Consider the following 20488-nt stretch of genomic DNA (forward strand, 5'->3'; position numbering starts at 1 on the left):
TGCTCGGGCATGACCCTCTACCAGGCCGTCAGAGCACTCCAACAGCTCCTGGCCACCTGGAACGGACCATGCCCGACATGCCACCGCCCCGCCGCCACACCAACCCCAGCCCCGACCTAACAAAGCACTACTAGGGCTCGTCTTCGAACCCCCGTCGCAGCCCTGCGGCGGCTGGTGCGTGCTCTCGGTGCGCCGGGCGGAAGGCCTCGTACGGGACGTACTCGGCTTTTCGCCCGGTGCGGCGAGAGGGCGTGCCAGGCGTCGCGGGGCAGGCGGGGGTTCGAGGACGGGCCCTAGGCTGGGCGGCATGAGCCCTTCGATCGCCACCACCACCCGGGTCGGACTGGACGAGCTGCTGGAGTTCGTGCGTCCGCGCCACCGGGCCCTGCTGCTGACCCGCCGGGCCGACGGGAGCCCGCAGGCGTCCCCGCTGACCTGCGGGGTGGACGACTCCAACCGGATCGTCGTCTCCACCTACCCGGAGCGGGCGAAGACCCGCAACGCCAAGCGGGACGCGGCGGTGAGCGTGGTGGTGCTCTCGGACGAGTGGAACGGGCCCTGGGTGCAGGTGGACGGCGAGGCCGAGGTGCTGGACCTGCCGGAGGCGTTGGAGCCGCTGGTCGAGTACTACCGGAACATCGCGGGCGAGCACCCGGACTGGGACGAGTACCGCGAGGCGATGCGGCGGCAGGGCAAGTCGCTGATCCGGATCACCCCGCGCCGCTGGGGCCCGATCGCGACCGGCGGCTTCCCGGCCCGGCTGGCCGCGGAGTAGCCGCACCGCGCCCTCGGGAGCCGTGACCGGCCCGGACACCCGGTGTGTCCGGGCCGGTGGCGTCTCCGCCACCATCCGGAACGTGACCGTCCGCGATTCGGACTCCCGCCACCCTCGTGCGGCACCCCGTCGGAGCCCGGCCTCAGGCGGTCCGAATGGATTGCAGCGTCTCACGATGCGGACGTTTTCGGCCGGTGCGAGAGAGGTCACAGCTTGCTCCGTAGCCATCCACCGGCACCAGGTGTTTACTAATTCAATCCAAATGGCCCGTCTCAATGGACGCGAGCCTCGGCACCACGCGCACAGGTGGCAACACGATGTCCCAGGTCTCCCCGCCGCCCGCACTCCGGCGGCGCAGCATCCTCAAGGGCGCCCTCACCGGCGCCGCCGTGTTGTCCGCGGGTGCGCTGCTGGAGGCGTGCGGGGCGCAGCCCTCCCGGGGCGACCGCGCGGCGGACGGCGGCGGGCAGGCCGCGGCGGGCCGGGACACCGGGAAGGAGATCCCGCTGCTGCGGGTCTCGCTGCCTGGTTCGCTCTCCAACCTGTACCCCGGGCAGGAGTCCGGGATCCTCAACTACTACGCGGCCGCCGTCGCGATGGAGGGCCTGGTCGGCGTGGACGGCGACGGCCGGCTCGTCCCGGCGCTGGCCTCCGCCGTGACCAGGACCGACGACCGGACGCACGTCTACACGCTGCGCGAGGGCGCCCGCTTCCACGACGGCAGCCCGGTCACCGTCGAGGACGTGCTGCACTCCGTCACGATGGCGGCGGACAGCACGGTCTCCCCCGGCACCGCGAGCTACTGGGCCGACCTGGAGTCCGCGAAGCAGACCGGGCCGAACGAGGTCACCCTGGTCAGCAAGAGCGGCGCCGTGGCCTTCGAGTGGCTGGCGACCTCGGCCCAGGCGCTGTGGATCGCCCCCAAGGCGTACTGGGAGAGCACCGGCGGCAAGATCGGCACCGCCGCGTCGCTGCTCACCGGCTCCGGCCCGTACCGGGTCACCGAGTTCAAGCCGGACTCGCACCTCGAACTCACCCGCAACCCGCACTGGTGGGGCACCGCCCCGAAGGTCGCCAAGCTCCGGATCGACTTCATCCCGGACGACAACACCCGGCGCCTGGCCTGGCAGTCCGGCGAGACGCACGCCTCGCTGAACGTGCCGCTGGCCGCCGCCCGGCAGTGGGAGGCGATCCACGGCACCCGGATCGTCTACACCCCCGACCGCTCGTACGCGGGCCTGACCTTCAACACCACCGTCGCGCCCTTCGACGACCCGCACGTGCGCAAGGCGGTCGCGCACGCGGTCGACCGCGCCGCGATCGTCAAGGAGGTGCTGCACGGCCACGGCCAGGTCGCCACCGCGCTCTCCACCCCCGAGCAGTTCGGCGGGCTGTGGACGCCGGAGCAGGCCGCCGCCAAGCTGGCGACCGTCCCGCAGTACGAGTACTCGCTGGAGAAGGCGAAGGCCGAGCTCGCCCGGTCCAAGGTGCCGGGCGGCTTCACCGCCGACCTGTCCTACCCGAGCAGCGGCCCGCACCTGGGCACCGCCGCGCTCGCGTTCGCCGCCGAGCTGAAGAAGATCGGCGTCACGCTGAACGTCAGGGAACTGCCGCTGGAGCAGTGGATCGCCGAGATCAACTCCTTCCCCGGGTTGACCTTCTTCTGGTACTTCAACACCACCGGCGACCCGGGCGAGATCGTCTCCTGGCTGCTCGGCCCCGACAACCCGGCCAAGTACGCCGCCCCGCAGGTCGCCGAGCTGGTCGGGCGGGCCGCGACGACCGGCGACCCGGCCGCGCGGGCGGAGCTGCTGCTCCAGGCCCAGCAGGCGCAGGCCGCCGACGCCGCCTACGCGCCGCTCTGGTGGGGGCAGTCGGCGCTGGCCCTGCGCGACACCGTCGGCATCACCGGCTACACCTCCTACACGATGGTGTCGCAGTGGCCCACCCGGATCCATGCGGCCGTCTGACCCCGCCGTGCCCGGGGCCCCCGTGACCGGAGCGCCCGCGCCCCTGCCGCCGAAGGCCGCCGCGGGCGGCGGGCGCCCGCTGGCGGGTTTCGTGGCGCGGCGGCTCGGCACCGCCCTGCTGCTGCTGTTCCTGCTGTCGCTGCTGGTCTACGGCCTGATGTTCCTCGCTCCGGGGGACATCGCCCGCAACCTGCTGGGCACCAGGAACGCCACCCCGGAGGCGCTGGCCCAGGTCCGGGCCCAGTACCACCTGGACGAACCGTTTCTGCAGCAGTACGGGCGCTGGCTGTCCGGCCTGCTCGGCGGCGACCTCGGCAGCTCGGTGCGGACCGGCGAACCGGTCTCGGCCGTACTCGGCGAGCGCCTCGGGCTGACCGCCGCGCTGTGCGGGCTGGCCTTCGGCCTGTCCGTACTGCTCGGCGTCCCGGCGGGGGTGGCCGCCGCGCTGCGGCGCGGCCGGCTGCTGGACCGCCTGCTGGTCGGCGGCTCGGTGGTCGGCGTGAGCGCGCCGGGCTTCGCGGTCGGCCTGCTGCTGCTGTACGCGTTCGGCGTCGGCCTGGAGTGGTTCCCGGTGTACGGCACCGGGACCGGGTTCCTGGACGTTCTGTGGCACCTCGCGCTGCCGTCGGTCGCGCTCGCGCTGGGCCTGGGCGCGTTCGTGGTCAAGCTGACCCGGACCGCCGTCGTCCGCGAACTGGAGGAGGACTACGTGGTCTTCGCCCGCAGCCGCGGCCTCGGCGGCCGACGGGTGCTCGGCGTCGTGCTGCGCAACGCCGCCGTGCCGATCGTCACCAGCCTGGGCCTGCTGGTCGCCTACCTGCTCGGCGGCACCGTACTGGTGGAGACCACCTTCGCGCTGCCCGGGCTCGGCTCGCTGCTGGAGTCCTCGGTGCTGTTCAAGGACTTCGCGGTGGTGCAGGCGCTGACGCTGGTGACCGCCCTGACGGTCTCGCTGGTCACGCTGGCGGTGGACCTCGCCTACCTGGCGATCGACCCCCGGATGCGCGCCCGGGCGGTGGGCGCCCGATGACCTCCCGTCCCGCCCCTCCGCGCCGCACCCCGCTGCGCCCCGCCCCGCTGCGCCGCGCGCCGCTGACCGTGCTGCTGAGCGCGGTGTTCCTCGGCGCGGCGGTGCTCTGCGCGCTGGCCGGCCCGCTGCTCGCCCCGCACGCCCTCGACCAGGACCTCTACCTGGGCACGGTCGGCGCCGGCGTCGAGGGCCACCTGTCCGGCACCGACGCGCTCGGCCGCGACGTCCTCTCGCTCGCCGTCCTGGGCGCCCGGTCGGCGCTGTTCGGGCCGGTCGTGGTGGCCTGCGGCTCGATGCTGGTCGGCCTGCTGCTCGGCACCCTGGCCGGGTTCCGCGGCGGCTGGCTGGACACCGCGGTGGGCCGCTACGCGGACCTGCTGCTCGCGCTACCCGCCGTGCTGCTGGCGATGGTGGTGGTCGGGATGCTCGGCGGCGGCTACTGGGTGACGGTGCTGGTGCTGATCGTCCTGTTCTCGCCCACGGACGTCCGGCTGGTGCGGGCCGCGGTCATGGAGCAGGCCGGCCGCCCGTACATCGAGTCGGCCCGGGTGCTGGGGATCCGGCCCGGCCGGATCATGCTCCGGCACGTGCTGCCGAACACCGCGCCGGTCGCGGTCGCCAACGCGCTGCTGAACACCGCGTTCGCGATGGTCGCGCTCTCCTCGCTCTCCTACCTGGGCCTGGGCGTCGCGCCCGGCGCCGCCGACTGGGGGCGCCAACTGGCCGACGGCCAGCGGATCATGGTCGACAACCCGCTCGCCCCGGTGCTGCCCGGCGTGCTGGTCATCCTGGCCGCGACCAGCGTCAACCTGCTCGGCGACTGGCTCGCCGAGCGCCTGGACCGGAAGGTGGCCACCCGATGAGCCGAGCCGAACGGGACGCCGCCACCGCAACCGCGGCCGGGACGGCCACCGCGGCCGCCGCCCCGCTGCTGGCGGTGCGCGACCTGCGGGTGACGGGACCGGCCGGCGTCATCGTCGCGGGCCTGGACCTGCGGGTCGAGCGCGGCGAGACGCTCGCCCTGGTCGGCGAGTCCGGCTCGGGCAAGTCGATGACCGTCAAGGCCCTCAGCGGCCTGCTGCCCGCCGGGGTGCGGGCCACCGGCACGCTGGAGCTGGCGGGCGAACCCGTCCCGCTGGACCCGGACGCCCGGCAGTGGCGGACCGTCCGGGGCAGCCGGGTCGCGCTGCTGCTCCAGGACCCGTTCACCTCGCTCTCCCCGGTCCACACCTGCGGGGCGCAGATCGGCTGGGCCCTGCCCGGCAAGCCCGCCCGGGCCGACCGGGCGGCCCGGGTGGCCGCGCTGCTGGCCGAGGTCGGCCTGCCCGGCGACACCGCCGGACGGTACCCGCACCAGCTGTCCGGCGGCATGCGCCAGCGGGTCGCGATCGCCGCCGCGCTGGCCGCCGACCCCGAACTGCTGATCGCCGACGAACCCACCACCGCGCTGGACGCCACCACCCAGCACGAGGTGCTGGAACTGATCGCCCGCCTCCAGCGGGACCGGCGGATGGCCGTCGTCCTGATCACCCACGACCTCGGCCTGGCCCGCAGCCGGGCCGACCGGATCGGCGTGCTGTACGCGGGCCGACTGGTCGAGACCGGCACCGGCGCGCAGGTGCTGGACACCCCCGCCCACCCGTACACCGCCCGGCTCGCCGCCTGCGAACCGCCGCTGGACCGGCGCCTGCCGCTGCTGCCGACCATCCCCGGCCGGGTGCCCGCCGCCCACGCGGTCGGCGCGGGCTGCGCGTTCGCGGACCGCTGCGAGCTGGCCCTCCCCGACTGCCGTGACCGGTACGCCCCCGTGCTGGCCCCGGCCGCCGACACGGCCACCGGCCACCTGGCCGCCTGCCTGCGGATCGGCCGACTCCCGGCGGCGGCCCCGGCCCCGACCCCTGCGACGAAGCCGGCCGCCCAGGCGGTCGGGGCGCGGGCGGCGGCCGACCCGGAGCCCGCGCTGCTGGTCTCCGGGCTGGTCAAGCGGTTCGCCCGGACGGACCGGCCCGCCGTGGACGGCGTGGACCTGCGGCTGGACCGGGGCGAGGCGGTAGTTGTGCTGGGCCAGTCCGGCTCCGGCAAGACCACACTGGCCCGCTGCGTGGTCGGCCTGGAACGGCCGAGCGCCGGGACGGTGGCGTTCCCGCTCTCCGAGCCGTCCCCCGGCGCCCGGCGGCCGACCACGGACCCCGGACGGGTGCAGATCGTCTTCCAGGACCCGTACTCGGCGCTGAACCCCGGGCACAGCATCGGCACCGCCCTGCGCGAGGCGCTGCGCGCCGCCGGCCGCCCCGACGAGGACCCCGCCGACCTGCTGGAACTCGTCGGCCTGCCGCGCGACCACCTGTCCCGCCGACCGCGCCGGCTCTCCGGCGGCGAGCGGCAGCGCGTCGCGATCGCCCGGGCGCTGGCCCCGCGCCCGCGGGTGCTGGTCTGCGACGAGGCGGTGTCCGCGCTGGACGTGTCGGTACAGGCCGGAGTGCTGAACCTGCTCGCCCGGCTCCGCCGCGAACTGGACCTCGGCGTCCTGTTCATCACCCACGACCTGGGCATCGCCCGCCAGGTCGCGGACCGCGTCTACGTCATGCACCGGGGCCGGGTGGTCGAGCACGGCCCGGCCGACACGGTGCTGGACACGCCCACCCACCCGTACACCCGGAAGCTGCTCACCGGCCGCTGACCTCCCCGACTCCCCCGGTTCCCCTTCCATCGCCTCCCTCGAACTCCCTCGAACTCCCCTCGACCCACCCAGCTACGGAGCCTGTTGACCGTGTCCGCCGCCCTGCTGATCGACGCGCTGCCCGTCCCCGCCGACGTGACCTCGGTCGCCGCCGGACTCGACGCCCTGCCCCCGGCCCTGCTGCAGCGGTGGAACCGGCACGGCGGGGTGCAGGTGGCGACCCTGTACACGGCCCGGCGGAACGGTGAACTGGTCGGCGCCGCCTTCGAGGTGCACCGCCCACTGACCGCCTACCGCAAGATCGCGGACGTCTGGACGGCCTCGGCGGAGCCCGCCGAGCGGGCCGCCCTGACGGCGGAGCTGGTGGACGCCGTGGTGGAGCGGGCCTGGGCCGAGGGCGCCGTCTCGGTCAAGCGCGAGTTCGCCCCGGACGGTGACGGCTACGACGCCGCCTGGGAGTACTCGCTCGCGGCCGGCTGGCAGGCGCTGCCGGCGGCGCCGCGCTGGTCGGGGCCGGTGGCGGGACCGTTCCACGAGGCGCCGGTACGCGGCCAGGTGCTGCTCCGCGAGCCGTCCCCGACGGCGCCCGGTGCGGTCCCGTACATGCGCCAGACCACCGACTTCACCTGCGGTCCGGCCGCCCTCCAGATGGGCCTGGCGGCGCTGGGCGTACGCGGGCGGCCGACCCGGGAGGCCGAGCTGCGGCTGTGGCGGCGGGCCACCACGGTCGGCGGCTGCGAACCGGTGGGCCTGGCCCTGGCCGCCGCGGACGAGGGCGCCCGGGCCCGGGTGCTGCTCTCCACCGAGGAGCCGGTGCTGCTGGAGCTGTGCGTCAACGACGAGGAGCGCGACCTGCGGGCCTTCCTGCAGGACGGGTTCCGCCGCGAGGCCGCCGAACGCGGCCTGGAGGTCCGCACCGAGGCCTTCTCACCGGACACCCTGCGGGCCGCGCTGGCCGGCGGCGCGGTCGCCCTGGTGCTGATCGAACAGCTGGGCATGCACGACGAGAGCTGCCCGCACTGGATCACCGTGCACGGCACGGCCGGGCCCGACGTGTTCCTGGCCCACGACCCGTGGACCGACGCCGGCTTCGGCGAGAGCTGGCTCGACGGCGTCGACCTGCCGCTGCCCGCCGCCACCCTGGACCGCCTCGCCTGGTACGGGACGCCGAGCTACCGCGGCCTCGTCCTGCTGGAGGGCTGACCGTCAGTGCCACCGACGGTCAGTCGGACGGCATCGAGAGCAGCGTGATCAGCTCGACCGGGCCGTCCTCCGCCGCCTGGTAGCTGTGCTCGCCCTCCCCGGAGAAGCGCACCGCCTCGCCCGCCCGCAGCGACACCGAGCGCTGTTCCAGCGTCAGCACCACCGCGCCGGACAGCACGTAGGCGAACTCCTCCGAGCCGCGCCCGTGCGGGGCGCTGTCGTGCGAGCCGCCGGGGGGCAGCGCGGTCTCGTAGAGGCCGACCCGGCGGGCCTCGGAGCTGGCGAACAGCGTCCTCGACGCCTCCTCCAGCGAGCGCGCGGACAGCACCTGCGGCTCGAACAGCGGGGTGCGGATGAGGTCCGCGACCTCCAGGCCCAGGGCCGCCGCGACGGCGCCGAGCGCCTCGATCGTCGGATTAGCCGCGCCGTGCTCCAGCTGCGACAGGAGGCCCTTGCTCACGCCCGCCCGCTCCGCCAGGTCCCGCAGGCTCAGGCCGCGGACCAGCCGGGCGTGCTTCAGGTTCCCCGCGATCGCCGCTCGCAGCCGCTCCGTCGCTTCACTCATCGCAGGCACCCTAGCAAGCCGCGGCGGGGAGCCCGCACGGACCGGCCCCCGACCCGCGTCCGGGTCGGGGGCCGGTCGGGGCCGTCCGGTGGTGGGCCGCCGGTCAGCCGCGCGGGCCGACCGCGAAGCCGTACTGGGCGGGCCAGTTGCGCGGCACGTCCAGCTCGCGGGCGGCGTGCAGCGGCCAGTACGGGTCGCGCAGCAGTTCGCGGCCGAGCATGACGGCGTCGGCGCGGCCGTCGGCGACGATCCGCTCGGCCTGGTCGGCGTCGGTGATCAGGCCGACCGCGTTGACCGGGAGGCCGGACTCGCGGCGGATGGTCTCCGCGAACGGCACCTGGTAGCCGGGCTCGACGGTGATCTCGGCGTGCGGGACGTTGCCGCCGGTGGAGACGTCGACCAGGTCGACGCCGATCGCCTGGAGCTCCTTGGCCAGCAGGACGGACTCCTCGACCGTCCAGCTGGGCTCCTCGGGGCGCCAGTCGGTGGCGGACACCCGGAAGAACACCGGGAGCTCGGCCGGCCAGACGGCCCGCACCGCGGCCGCGACCTCGCGGGCGAGGCGGCTGCGGCCGGCGAAGTCGCCGCCGTAGCCGTCGGTGCGGTGGTTGGAGATCGGCGACAGGAACTGGTGCACCAGGTAGCCGTGCGCGCCGTGCACCTCGACCACCTCGAACCCGGCGGCCAGGGCGCGGCGGGCGGCGGCGGCGAAGTCCTCGACCAGTTCGGCGATCTGGTCCTCGGTCAGTTCGGCGGGGACGGGGTAGCCCTCGTTGAAGGCCAGCGGGGACGGGCCGACGACCGGCCAGCCGCCCCGCTCGACCGGGAGCGGGCCGCCGCCCTCGCCGGGCTTGTCGGTCGAGGCCTTCCGGCCGGCGTGGGCCAGCTGGATCGCGGGCACCGCGCCGTGCTGGGCGATCAGCGCGGCGACCCGGGCCAGCCGCTCCTGCTGGCGGTCGTTCCACAGGCCGAGGTCCCACGGGGAGATCCGGCCGTCGGGGCGGACGCCGGTGGCCTCGACCATCACCAGTCCGGCGCCGCCGGCGGCCCGGGAGCCGAGGTGGGCGAGGTGGAAGTCGGTGGCGGCGCCGGTGTCGGGACCTTCGGAGGCGGCCGAGTACATGCACATCGGGCTGAGCCAGATCCGGTTGGGGATGGTCAGCGAACGGAGGGTGATGGGCTCGAAGAGGGCGCTCACTGCTGCCCGTCCTTCCTGGGGTTCCGGACTCGGCTTCTCTGCGTCGTGCGGCCTCGCCGCGCTTCGTACGATACACACCGTACTACGAGGACTGTCAAACTACGAGGGATGTCGTACCATGGACCCCGTGACCCTCGACCACGACCCGAGCTGCCCCGGACTGCTCCCCGAACCCCCTGCGGCGGAGCTGGAGTTGGCGTGCGTGCTGCACGCGCTCGCGGACCCGATGCGGCTGCGGATCGTCTCCGAGCTGGCGGGGGCGGGCGGCGACGAGCTGAACTGCCTGGCGTTCGAGCTGCCGGTCACCAAGTCGACGATGACCCACCACTTCCGGGTGCTGCGCGAGGCCGGGCTGATCCGCCAGCACCGGCGCGGCACCTCGAAGATGAACACCCTGCGCGCGGAGGACCTGACCGCCCGCTTCCCGGGCCTGCTGGAGGCGGTGCTGGCCGCCGCCCCGCCCTGCCCGAAGGCCGCCGCCGCCACGGCCACCCCCACTGCCGCCGCCGTCGCCGTCGCCGCGGAAGACGCCGCGCGCTGACCCGCCCCGGGGCCGGCCGCCCGAAAGGGCCGTCGCCCGCTGCCCCGAAGGGCCGTTGCCGGGTGCCCCGGCGGTCACCGAGCGCCACCTGACGACCCGTCAGCCCACGGCGGGAAGCCGCCACCCCGCTCGGCGAGCGCCCGCCACCCGCACCCCGGAACCACCGCGCCACTCTGCACGTCACCCGCCCCGGAGGTCACCCGGGCACCATGGCGTCGATCTTGCCTGACGGGGTCATGCCTGGTCACACGCCCTTCACCCGAGTTGCCCCGGTGTTCATCGTCCGTGGTCATTTGGTCTATACCAATCAGGTAATCTGCTCCGCGACAGGTGTCAATGTCTGGCCGTGGGGGGCCCAATGACTGTCAATCACCTTCCGTCACCACCATCCGATCAGGAGCTGTATTGGTACTTCGGGCCTCAGCGTCGCTGGGTCCCGCTGCTCTCCGCGCTCGCCTTCACGCTCAGCGCGGGCACGATGCTCAGCTTCTCGCTGCGCACCCCGGCCCTGTGGCCGTTCCTCGCCGTCCTCGGCGTCAACGCCGTCGCACTCGCCCTGACCTGCCTGAACGGGCTGCGCCGCCGCCGCTTCACCCGGGCCGGCCACGAACTGCTGGTCGCCGCCTGGCAGCCGGCCGAGCCGCCGTCCGTCGACCTGTACCTGCCGACCTGCGGCGAACCGCTCGACATCCTGGCCAACGCCTACCGCGCGGTGTCCCGCAGCGAGTACGCCGGACAGCTGGACGTCTGGGTGCTCGACGACGCCGACCGGCCCGAAGTGGCCGAGCTGGCACAGGAGTTCGGCTACCACTACGTGGTCCGCCCGAACCGCGGCGAGTTCAAGAAGGCCGGCAACCTCAACCACGCGCTGTCCCTGGGCACCGGCGAGTTCATCGCCATCCTGGACGCCGACTTCGCACCGCGCCCCGACATGCTGCGGCACCTGCTGCCGTACTTCGGCGACCCGGCGGTCGGCATCGTGCAGAGCCCGCAGTGCTTCGACACCGACGCCTCGATGGGCTGGGTGCAGCGCGCCGCCGGCTCCGCCCAGGAGTGGTTCTTCCGCTGGGTGCAGCCCAGCCGGGACGCCTCCGACGCCGCCATCTGCTGCGGCTCCAACGCCGTGTACCGGCGCGCCGCGATCGACGCCGCGGGCGGCTTCGCCCGGCTCGACCACAGCGAGGACATGTACACCGGCCTCGCCCTGCACCAGCGGGGCTACACCACCCGCTACGTGCCGGTGCTGGTCGCCAAGGGCACCTCGCCGGACTCCACCACCAGCTTCGTCAACCAGCAGTACCGCTGGACGATGGGCAACCTGCACCTGATCGGCGACCGGGCCGCCCGCAAGGCGATGACCTGGCGGATGCGCCGCTGCTTCGACGAGGGCATCATCGGCTACCTGGCCGCCGCCGTGAACGTGCTCACCGCCCCGCTGCCGCCGCTGGTCATGCTGTTCGCCTTCCCCGGCGAGGTCCGCGCCTGGTACGTGCTGCCGATGCTCTCGCTGCTCTGGCTGTGGCACGTGCTGCTGCCCCGGGTCAGCCGCACCCGCTGGCGCTCCGAAGTGCTGCGCGCCAACGTGCTGATGAGCTTCGCCGCCGCCACCGCCTACTGGCACACCCTCCGCGGCCGCAGCGCCGCCTGGGTGCCCACCGGTGTCGCCAAGCCCGGCCGCTCCGGCGGCATGGCCCGCAAGGTGCTGCTGGTCTCCCTGGTGTGGACGGCCGGCACGCTGGCCGCCACCGGCCTCGGCGTGGCCGTCGCGACCTGGCTGCACGGCTGGAGCACCACCTGGGGCCTGGCCCTGTACCTGGCCGTGCAGCTGCACCTCGGCGTGCCGCTGATCCGCGACCTGTACGCCGAACTCCGGCCCGGCGCGGACGAGTCCGGCGCCACCGGGTCCACCGAATCCGGAGCCCGCCCGGCGATGCGCCCCCGGCGCTGGCCCGAGGCCCTCGCCGTCACGAGCACGCTCGCCCTGATCGCCCTGCTCGCCTCCGGCTGGGCGGCCCCGATGCTGCCCTGGCTGGGCTGAAAGGTCCACGTTCCCGTGTCCACCAGTACCGCCCCGAGTACCGCCCCGCTCACCGTCGTGCTGAGCCGAGCACCGGTCGAGCGGCCGAAGTTCCGACCCGACATCGAGGGCCTGCGGGCCGTCGCCGTCCTCGCCGTGCTCGCCTTCCACGCCGCCGTTCCCGGCCTGGCCGGCGGCTTCGTCGGCGTCGACGTCTTCTTCGTCGTCTCCGGCTACCTGATCACCGGCCTGCTGCGCACCGAGACCGCGAACGGCGGACGCGTCCGGCTGGCCGAGTTCTACTCCCGCCGGGCCCGCCGACTGCTGCCCTCGGCCGCCGTCGTCCTGGCCGTCACCGCCGTGTTCGGCGCCCTGCTCACCGCACCGCTGCGCCGCGCCGACCTGGAGCGCGACGTCCTCGCCTCCGCGCTGTCCGTCGCCAACTGGCGCTTCATCGCCGAGCAGACCGACTACCTGGCGGCCGGCCGCGACCCGAGCGCCCTGCTGCACTTCTGGTCGCTCGCCGTCGAGGAGCAGTTCTACCTGCTCTGGGCCCCGCTGCTGGCCCTCGCCGCCCGCTGGGCCTGGCGCCGCCGCGCCCTGCTCGGCCTGACCGTGCTGCTCGGCGCCGGCTCCTTCTGGCTCTCGCTGCACTGGAGCGCGGGCGCCTACCTCTCCACCCCGACCCGGGCCTGGCAGTTCGCCGCCGGCGCCGTCATCGCACTGCTGCCGGTCCGTCAGCTACCGAAGACCGTACGGGAGTTGCTCGGCCTCGGCGGCCTGGCCGCGGTGCTCGCCTCGGTGCTGCTGTTCGACGCCGGCACCCCCTACCCGGGCTACGCCGCGCTGCTGCCCACCGCCGCCACCGCCGCGATCATCCTGGCCGGCTCGGGCGGCACCCACCTGGTCGGCCGGGCGCTGTCGCTCGGCGCGCCGCGCGCGATCGGCCGGCTCTCCTACAACCTGTACCTGTGGCACTGGCCGGTGCTGGTCCTCGCCGAGGCCCACTGGGGCACCCTGCACTGGGGCGTCAAGGTCGCCCTCACCGCCGCCGCCGCGCTGCCCGCGTACGCCGCGCTGCACTGGCTGGAGCAGCCGCTGCGGCGCAGCCGGGTGCTCGGCGAAATCCCGCGCCGCGGGCTGTCGCTGGGCCTGACCGCGGTGGTCTTCCCGGTGCTGCTGGCGCTGGTGGTCGGCTCCGGCACCATCCGCAACCTGGGCCCGGCCACTCCGCCGGACCCGTCCGGCCTGCCGCCGGGCGCCCGCGAGGGCAGCAGCCTGCTGGCCGCCGCGCCGCCGCCGCACGCGCCGACCGTGCCCAACCCCGTCCAGGCCCGGCAGGACTTCCCGCCGGACGGCGCCTGCGAGGTGGACCCGGCCGGAACCACCAGCCCGCCGTGCCGCTTCGGCGCCGGCGACGAGCGGATCGTGCTGCTCGGCGACTCGCACGCCGGCCAGTGGTTCTCCGCGCTGCTCGGCATCGCCGCCCAGCACCGGCTGTCCGTCGAGGAGTTGGTCAAGCAGGGCTGCCCGCTGCCGGAGATCCCGGTGGTCAACCCGCAGTTGGGCCGCACCTACCACGAGTGCGACACCTGGCGGGCGAACGCGCTGGCCCGGCTCAAGGACGGCCCGAAGCCGAAGCTGATCGTCGTCTCCACCCTGAACCGCTACACCGCCGACCGGGCCGCGCTGCTGCGCGGCTGGGAGCGGACCCTCACGCCGCTGCGGGAGCTGGGCGTCCCGATCGTCTACCTGCAGGACACCCCGGTCCCCGGCCGGGACGTCCCGGCCTGCGTCTCCGGCCACCCGGACACCACCTCCGCCTGCGACTTCCCGCGCGCCGAGGGCCTGTACGCCGACCCGCTGGCCGAGGAGGTCGCCGCCGGGAGGTTCCCCGGCGTCCGGGTCGTCGAGGTCAACTCGGTGCTCTGCCCGGCCAGTGGGCGCAGCTGCCCGGCCGTCCTGGAGCACGTGCTGCTGTACCGCGACGACTCGCACCTGACCAACGCCGCCGCCGTGGTGCTCACCCCGCGCCTGGACAAGCTCCTCACCGACCAGGGCGTGTTCGGCAGCGGCTGGACGACCCTGCTGCGGGACGAGTTCGACGGCCCGGCCGGGAGCCGGCCGGACGCCGCCACCTGGCAGTACGACCTGGGCACCTGCTACCCCGGCTGCCCGGCCGCCCAGTGGGGCACCGGCGAGGTCGAGACGATGACCGACTCGACCGCCAACGTCCGCCTGGACGGCCGGGGTTCGCTGGAGATCACGCCGACCCGGGACGCGGCGGGCCGCTGGTCCTCCGGCCGGATCGAGTCCCGGCGGGCCGACCTGGCCGCCCCGGCCGGCGGGGTCCTGCGGGTGGAGGCCGAGTTGGCGCTGCCCGCCGTCGACGGCCGGGCCGCGGCCGGGTACTGGCCCGCGTTCTGGGCGCTCGGCGGCAAGCTTCGCGACGGGTACACCGGCTGGCCCGGGGTGGGCGAGCTCGACGTGGTCGAATCCATCGGCGGGCGCGGCGTGTTCGGCACCCTGCACTGCGGGACCACCCCCGGGGGCCCGTGCGAGGAGCCGACCGGCCTGGGTTCCGGCGAGCGGTCCTGCCCGGACTGCTGGGGCACCTTCCACACCTACACCGTGGAGATCGACCGCTCCACCAGCCCCGAGCGGGTGCGCTGGCTGCGGGACGGCCGGCAGTACTTCGAGGTCACCGCCGACCGGGTCGACCCGGCCGCCTGGGACCAGGCCGTCCACCACGGGATCTTCCTGATCCTGAACGTCGCGATCGGCGGCAACCTGCCGGAGGCGTTCGGCAGTCCGCCCACCCCGGCGACCGAGCCGGGCCACCCGATGCGGGTCTCCTCGGTCACCGTCTCCGCCCGGCGGTAGCGGTACCCGCCGGCGGTGGCGGAACCGGCCGGCGGGAACGGGAACGGCAGGGCCGCGGCACCGGACGGTGCCGCGGCCCTGCCGCGTTCCTACTCCGGCTTGCGGAACATCCGCGTCGCGGTGATCTCGCCGTGAACGGCCGGGCCGTCCGGGTCCTGCGGGGCGGGCAGGCCGGGGCGCAGGTGCTCCTCGACCGAGATGTACTTCAGGCCGGCCCGCAGGTCGGCGTCGTTGCGCAGCCGGATGACGAGCGGGAACTCGGCGAGCGCGGTGGTGTCGAACAGGCCGGTGGTGTAGATGAGTTGGACGCCGAGCGCGTCGGCGACGGCGCGCTGCAGCTCCAGCAGGTAGGTCGCGTTGGCACGGCCGATCGGGTTGTCGAGGAACAGCGTTCCGGCGTGCCGCAGTCGGGACTGGCCCCGGTCGTTGGCGCGCAGCGCGGCCATCGTGCAGTAGAGCGCGATCGCGGCGGTGAGCAGCTGGCCGCCGGAGAAGACGTCCGACATCTGGCCGACCGAGACGCGTTCGGCGCGCAGCACGGCGTCCGGCTTGAGGATCTCGACCGAGACGCCCCTGGGGCCGATCGCGGCGGCGACGCCGCGCAGCAGCAGGGACATGCCGTCGCGGCGCAGGTCGGAGTTCTTCCTGACGGCGGCGCGGGTGGCCTCGTCGATGACCTCGCCGAGGCGTTCGACCAGGACGGCGTGGTCGGGGTCGTCGAAGCGGATCCGGAGGAACTCCTGGCCCGACCACTCGCCGAGGCCCTCGGGGAGGCGGGAGAGGCGCTGGGCGGCGCGCAGGGTGCCGAGCGAGGTCTCGACCAGGCCGCGCAGGCGGTCGACGATGGAGGAGCGGTTGCGCTCCAGCTGGGCGAGTTCGTCGGTGAGGACGCGCAGCCGGGGTGCGAAGGCGGCGGCCCAGGCGGCGGCGTGGTCGGGCAGGGCGACGGCGGGCAGCTCGCGGATCTGCTGGCGGGCGGGGGTGCGGACGGCTTCGTAGCGGGCGGCGTTGGCGTGCCGGACGAGGGCGTCGGCGGCGTCGCGGACGGCGAGTTCGGCGCCGGTGAGTTCGGTGGCGGCGGCCCGCATGGCGCGCCGGGTGTCGGTGACGGCGGAGCGGGCGGTGGCGAGCGAGCCGAGGTAGGCGTCGGTTTCGGTGTCGGTCTCCTCGCCGTTGTCGCGCAGCGCGTCGCGGAGCTGTCCGGCGAGTTCCTCGAAGTCGGCGGCGGCGGCCTGCGCCTGGTCCAGCGTCCGCTGGAGGTCGCCGTGTTCGGTGCGGGCGGCCTCGACGCGTTCGCGGCGTTCGGCGAGCAGCGCGGTGGCGGTGCGCAGCAGGGCCTGGGCGTGTTCGGGGTCGGCGGGGAGCAGGTCGGCGGGGAGTTCGGTGTGCGCCTCGCCGTCCGCCGGGGCGGAGCGTTCGGCGTCGCCGCGCAGGCGGCCGACCTCCTCGGAGGCGGCGCCGGAGCGGGCCTCGATGAGGGCGACGAGTTCCTCGGCGCGGGCGGCGGCGGCCTGCCGGGCGGGGCCGTCGGCGCCGTCGGGGCTGGCGAGGAGTTCCTCGGCGCGGGCCTTGACCTTGTTGCTGAGCCGGTCGAGTTCGGCGGCGGCGGCGGTCTCGTCGCTCTCGGCGCGGGCCTGTTCGGCGCGCAGGTCGGCGCCGACGCCGACCTTCTCGTAGAGCTGGGCGGCCGCCCGGTAGGCCTCGCGGAGGGCGGGCAGCGAGGCGGGCGCGGTGCCGCCCGCGGGTTCGGCGCTGGTGTCGACGGCGGCGATCTCGGCGCGTTCGCCGCGCAGGGTGCGGGCGGTGCGGCGGGCGTCGTCGGCGGCGCGCTGGGCGGCGCGGCGGTCCTCGTCGCAGGTGCGGGCGCGTTCGGCGCACTGGGCCTGGCGGCGTTCGCACTCGGCGGCGTCGTCGGCGAGTTCGCGCTGGCGGCGGGTCCAGGTGGCGCGTTCGCGGAGCCGGAAGGCGAGGCCGGCCAGGGCGTCGGCGCGGCGGCGGGTGCGCTGGGCGGCTTCCCGGCACTCCTCGTGGCGGGCGGCGGCGGCCTGCTGTTCGGCGTCGGCCTCGGCGTGGTCGGCGCGCAGGGTGGCGAGTTCGGCGGCGGTGGTCTCGGCGTGCGCGGCGGCCCGGGCGGCGGCTTCGGCGAGTTCGGCGAGGGTGCCGGGCGGGCAGCTGGCGTGCCAGGAGGCGAGCCGGGCGGCGAGGGCGCGGTCGCCGCCGAGGCGGGCGGCGAGTTCGCGGATGTGCTCCTCGCGGGCGGTGGCGCGGGTGCGCAGTTCGCGGCGTTCGTCGTCGGCGGCGGTCTCGTTGTGCATGGCCGGGTTGGGCGGCACCAGGAAGAACGCGGGCTCGCCCTCGATCGGGGCGATCAGCGCGGCGGCGGTGCCGACGGCGACGGTGGAGCGCGGCAGCAGGGCGGCGGCGGCGAGCGCGGCGCGGGCCCGGTCGAGCGAGGCGGGGTCGGTGACGACGACGCCGTCGACGAGCTCGGGGCGGGCGGCGAGGATCGCGTCGTGGTCGGCGGGGTCGACGGACTGGGCGAGGTAGCGCCAGCCGGGCAGGGCGGGGATGCCCTGTTCGCCGAGGTGCTCGACGGTGGCGAGGACGTCGGGGCCGGGCGGCAGCAGGCCGCCGTCGCCGAGGGCGGCGAGGATCCGGGAGTCGTCGGCGGCGGCGGTGCGCAGGTCGAACAGGGTGCGTTCGGCGGTGGCGACGGCCTGGTCGAGCAGTTCGCGCAGGTCCTCGGCGGAGGCGTCGAGGACGCGCGGGGTGAGGAAGCCCTCGGACTCGTCGGCGCCGTCCTGGTAGGGCGTCAGGGCGAGCAGTTCGGCGAGCCGGGGTTCGGCGGCGAGCTGTTCGGCGGTGCGCTGTTCGGCGGCGAGCGCGCGGGCGGCGGCGGTGCGGGCGTCGGCGGCGCGGGCGGTGGCGAGTTCGGCGCGGGCTTCGGCGGCGGCGGTCTCGCGGGCCCGGACGGCGCTCTGCTCGGCGGCGGCGCGGGCCTGGTCGAGGGCTTGGGTGGCGGCCTTCTCGGCGTCGGCGGCGTGCAGGGCGGCGCGGGCCGGGTCGGGTTCGGCGCCGGAGTCGTCGATCCAGCCGGCCTCGACGGCGGCGGCGGTCTCCTGTTCGACCTCGGCGAGGCGCTGGCGGAGGTGTTCGGCCTCGGAGCGGGCCTTCTGCGCGGCGGTGGCGGCGGCGGTGGCCTCGGCCTGGGCGGTGGTGCCGTCCTGCTGGAGTTCGTCGGCCCGCAGTTCCTCCTGGTCGGCGCGGGTCTCGGCGCTCGCGGCGGCGGTCTCCAGGGCGCGGGCGAGGGCGCCGGCGGCGCGGTCGCGGGCGGCGAGGGCGGGGGCGGCGTCGAGTTCGGCCTCGCGGATGGCGGCGGCGACCCGGGCGGCCCGGTCGGCGGCGGTGCGGTGCCGCAGGACGGCCTCGGCGGCCTGCCAGGCGGCGGACTGGGCGCGGGCGTCGGTGAGTTCGCGGCGCAGCCGGGCGGCTTCGGCGGTGGCGGCTTCCAGGCCGAGGGTGGCGTGCCGGTAGGTGAGTTCGGAGACGATCAGGGAGTGCCGGGTGCGGTCGGTCTCGGCGGCGGTGACGGCGCTCGCGGCGGCGGCGACCTCGACGGCGAGGTCGTGGGCGCGGTCGCGTTCGACGCCGGAGCGGGCGGTGAGCGCCAGTGCGAGCCTGCGGGTGCGGCGGTCGGCGGCGCGGTGGCCCTCGCGGACGGTCTCGCGGGCCGCGGTGGCGTCGACGATGCGCTGCAGCAGGTCGACCGAGCCGGCGGTGAAGTCGCGTTCGGCGGCGAGTTCGGCGCGGCGGCCGAGTTTGGCGGCGAAGCCGTGGACGAGGTCGGCGAGGCCGTCGGTGTCCCGGGTGTCGGTGACGGCGCGCAGCAGCAGGTCGGTGAAGTCGGCGTCGTCGCGGACCGCGAACAGGCCGGCCGCCTCGCCCTCGTCGGCGTTCATCTCGCGCTGGTAGCGGAAGAGTTCGGGGTCGAGGCCGAGGGCGCCGAGGTGTTCGATCCAGCGGTCGTGGATCTCCTCGAAGGTGACGTCGAGGTGGGGTTGGGCCTTGGCGGCCTCGGTGAGGGCGTCGCGGAAGCCCTTCATGGTGCGGCGGCGGCCGCGGGCCTGCTGGTCGCCGGTGAGGGCGGGGCGTTCGGCGACCGGCAGGCCGTCCAGGGTGAGGCCGGGGCCGGGGCGGAAGGAGTACCAGAGTTCGGCGAACTTCCGCGGGTCGGAGGAGACCTGGCGGCCGCGCCACTCGCTGACCTTGCCGACCACGATGAGTTCGCCGGTGACGGTGTGCTGCCACTCCAGGGCGACGTGGCCGCAGTCGTCGGCGAGCAGGAACTTGCGCAGCACGCCGGAGGAGGCGCCGCCCAGGGTGTTGCGGTGGCCGGGCAGCATCACCGAGAAGATCAGCTTCAGCAGGACGGACTTGCCGCCGCCGTTCTCCAGGAACAGCACGCCGGCGGGCGCCGGGCGGCGCTGCGGGCCCTCGGGCTCCTCGCCGAACAGGCCGATCTGCCGCGGCTGCGGCTCGGGCACCGGTTCGCCGACTCCGCGCAGGTCGAGCACCGTGTCGGCGTAGCGGGCGCCGGCCGGTCCGATGGAGTACAGGCGGACCCGGTTCAGCTCGTACATGTGCGGTGGTTCTCCTGGAGCGGTTTCGGCGGTGCCGGGGGTGGATCAGAGGGCGTGGAAGGGCAGGCCGGCGTCGGCCACCAGCTCGTCGCCCTCGTCGGGCGGGGCCAGGGTGGGGGTGCCGTCGCCGACCGGGACGACGCCCAGGTCGAGGAGTTCGGCCATCGCGGCGCTGCCGGCCAGGTCGCGGACCTGGAGCTGGTAGCGGGCGGTGGTGCGGTAGGTGCCGCCGGAGTCGTCGGAGGTCTTCTGCAGGAAGCCGGAGTCGACCAGGAAGGAGACCGCCTTGGAGACGATGCCGGTGGTGGAGCCGGCCAGGCGGCGGGCGTCCTTGGTGGCGCCGGTGGCGGAGCGGCGGGCCCAGACCCGCCAGGCGGCCTCCAGGCCGGGGGCGTCGCTGGCCGGGTCGGTGTTGGTGCCCTCGGCCTCGGCGCGCTCCTCCAGGCGGCGGCAGGCCTGCCGGACGAAGGCGTCCACGCCGTTGACGGTGACCCGGCCGAGGTAGCCGTCGTCGGCGAGGTCCTCGGGGCGGGGGAAGGCGAGCGCGGCGACCGCGAGGTGGGCGAGGCCGTGCAGGAAGCGGTCGGTGGACTCGGAGGCGGCGCGCCGCGAGTAGTCGCCCATCCGGACGGCGAACAGCGAGTCCTCGGCGGCGGCGACGGCCATCCCGGCCCGGGCGGAGACCTCCAGCACGACCAGGCCCATGCCGGTGGCGACGGCGTCGGCGAGCCGGCCGAACGGCGGGTCGTCGCGGTAGCGGCGGACCAGCTCGGCGTACTCGGCGTCGCGGGCGGGCAGCAGCTTGGCCTGGAGGCCGAAGGAGACCAGCCGGGCGGCCTCGGCGACGTCCGCCGGGCTGATCGGCGCGGGTGCGGCGGAGGCGGCCGGTTCGCCCTCGGGCGGTGTCCACGCCTCGCTGGTGGTGGTCATCCGGGGGCTCCTTGGGTCCGGTCGGTGCGGGCGGTGCGGGCGGTGCTTGCGGCGCG

General features: G+C 75.4%; 13 protein-coding genes. 9 read left to right on the plus strand and 4 right to left on the minus strand.

Annotated features, from left to right (window positions below; all coding sequences use genetic code 11):
* Window positions 1-307: 307 nt before the first annotated feature.
* From ACZ3J7_RS32345 to ACZ3J7_RS32370, 6 genes are all read left to right on the plus strand, one after another.
* The gene (locus ACZ3J7_RS32345; protein ID WP_465626953.1) at window positions 308-775 is read left to right on the plus strand and encodes a PPOX class F420-dependent oxidoreductase; all 468 of its coding nucleotides are present in this window, start codon (window positions 308-310) and stop codon (window positions 773-775) included.
* A gap of 317 nt (window positions 776-1092) precedes the next feature.
* Complete coding sequence (locus tag ACZ3J7_RS32350; RefSeq protein ID WP_465626954.1) at window positions 1093-2745, plus strand: ABC transporter substrate-binding protein; 1653 nt, start codon at window positions 1093-1095, stop codon at window positions 2743-2745.
* Between the two features lie 22 nt (window positions 2746-2767).
* Window positions 2768-3775 (plus strand): ABC transporter permease, encoded by a 1008-nt coding sequence (locus ACZ3J7_RS32355; RefSeq protein WP_465626955.1) that lies wholly within the window; start codon window positions 2768-2770, stop codon window positions 3773-3775.
* Window positions 3772-4638, plus strand: a complete 867-nt coding sequence (locus ACZ3J7_RS32360; protein WP_465626956.1) for an ABC transporter permease — start codon at window positions 3772-3774, stop codon at window positions 4636-4638. Before ACZ3J7_RS32355 ends, ACZ3J7_RS32360 begins: the two co-directional genes overlap by 4 nt.
* Window positions 4635-6455, plus strand: coding sequence for an ABC transporter ATP-binding protein (locus ACZ3J7_RS32365; RefSeq protein WP_465626957.1), 1821 nt, complete (start codon window positions 4635-4637; stop codon window positions 6453-6455). The genes ACZ3J7_RS32360 and ACZ3J7_RS32365 overlap by 4 nt, the downstream gene beginning before the upstream one ends.
* Before the next feature lie 90 nt (window positions 6456-6545).
* Window positions 6546-7658 carry a peptidase C39 family protein gene (locus ACZ3J7_RS32370; RefSeq protein WP_465626958.1) on the plus strand — a complete coding sequence of 371 codons (1113 nt, stop codon included), beginning with the start codon at window positions 6546-6548 and terminating at the stop codon, window positions 7656-7658.
* Window positions 7659-7677: 19 nt separating this feature from the next.
* Here the strand turns inward: ACZ3J7_RS32370 and ACZ3J7_RS32375 are convergent, their stop codons facing one another.
* On the minus strand, window positions 7678-8223 hold the full coding sequence (locus tag ACZ3J7_RS32375) for a helix-turn-helix domain-containing protein (protein ID WP_465626959.1): 546 nt from the start codon (window positions 8221-8223) through the stop codon (window positions 7678-7680).
* A 103-nt stretch (window positions 8224-8326) separates the two neighbouring features.
* Window positions 8327-9421, minus strand: coding sequence for an NADH:flavin oxidoreductase/NADH oxidase (locus ACZ3J7_RS32380; RefSeq protein ID WP_465626960.1), 1095 nt, complete (start codon window positions 9419-9421; stop codon window positions 8327-8329).
* Window positions 9422-9539: 118 nt separating this feature from the next.
* Here ACZ3J7_RS32380 and ACZ3J7_RS32385 point away from each other — a divergent pair, with 118 nt between their 5' ends.
* The 3 genes from ACZ3J7_RS32385 to ACZ3J7_RS32395 all read left to right on the plus strand — a co-directional run bounded on the left by ACZ3J7_RS32385 (window position 9540) and on the right by ACZ3J7_RS32395 (window position 14862).
* Window positions 9540-9962 (plus strand): ArsR/SmtB family transcription factor, encoded by a 423-nt coding sequence (locus tag ACZ3J7_RS32385; RefSeq protein ID WP_465626961.1) that lies wholly within the window; start codon window positions 9540-9542, stop codon window positions 9960-9962.
* A 358-nt stretch (window positions 9963-10320) separates the two neighbouring features.
* Window positions 10321-12000, plus strand: coding sequence for a glycosyltransferase family 2 protein (locus tag ACZ3J7_RS32390; protein WP_465626962.1), 1680 nt, complete (start codon window positions 10321-10323; stop codon window positions 11998-12000).
* Window positions 12001-12015: 15 nt separating this feature from the next.
* Entirely contained in the window at window positions 12016-14862 is a 2847-nt protein-coding gene (locus ACZ3J7_RS32395; RefSeq protein WP_465626963.1) for an SGNH hydrolase domain-containing protein, read from the plus strand.
* 89 nt (window positions 14863-14951) lie between these two features.
* On the opposite strand, the gene ACZ3J7_RS32400 is transcribed toward ACZ3J7_RS32395, so the two are convergent.
* Window positions 14952-19502 (minus strand): hypothetical protein, encoded by a 4551-nt coding sequence (locus ACZ3J7_RS32400; RefSeq protein WP_465626964.1) that lies wholly within the window; start codon window positions 19500-19502, stop codon window positions 14952-14954.
* 45 nt (window positions 19503-19547) lie between these two features.
* The gene (locus ACZ3J7_RS32405; RefSeq protein ID WP_465626965.1) at window positions 19548-20432 is read right to left on the minus strand and encodes a hypothetical protein; all 885 of its coding nucleotides are present in this window, start codon (window positions 20430-20432) and stop codon (window positions 19548-19550) included.
* Window positions 20433-20488: the final 56 nt, after the last annotated feature.

Source organism: Kitasatospora sp. NPDC015121, from assembly GCF_055562955.1.

Bases quoted from the DNA above. Each gene is read 5' to 3' on its own strand.
- ACZ3J7_RS32350 (WP_465626954.1), top strand. From the start codon at position 1,093: ATGTCCCAGGTCTCCCCGCCGCCCGCACTCCGGCGGCGCAGCATCCTC.
- ACZ3J7_RS32365 (WP_465626957.1), top strand. From the start codon at position 4,635: ATGAGCCGAGCCGAACGGGACGCCGCCACCGCAACCGCGGCCGGGACG.
- ACZ3J7_RS32390 (WP_465626962.1), top strand. From the start codon at position 10,321: ATGACTGTCAATCACCTTCCGTCACCACCATCCGATCAGGAGCTGTAT.
- ACZ3J7_RS32360 (WP_465626956.1), top strand. From the start codon at position 3,772: ATGACCTCCCGTCCCGCCCCTCCGCGCCGCACCCCGCTGCGCCCCGCC.
- ACZ3J7_RS32375 (WP_465626959.1), bottom strand. From the start codon at position 8,223: ATGAGTGAAGCGACGGAGCGGCTGCGAGCGGCGATCGCGGGGAACCTG.
- ACZ3J7_RS32385 (WP_465626961.1), top strand. From the start codon at position 9,540: ATGGACCCCGTGACCCTCGACCACGACCCGAGCTGCCCCGGACTGCTC.
- ACZ3J7_RS32345 (WP_465626953.1), top strand. From the start codon at position 308: ATGAGCCCTTCGATCGCCACCACCACCCGGGTCGGACTGGACGAGCTG.
- ACZ3J7_RS32400 (WP_465626964.1), bottom strand. From the start codon at position 19,502: ATGTACGAGCTGAACCGGGTCCGCCTGTACTCCATCGGACCGGCCGGC.
- ACZ3J7_RS32405 (WP_465626965.1), bottom strand. From the start codon at position 20,432: ATGACCACCACCAGCGAGGCGTGGACACCGCCCGAGGGCGAACCGGCC.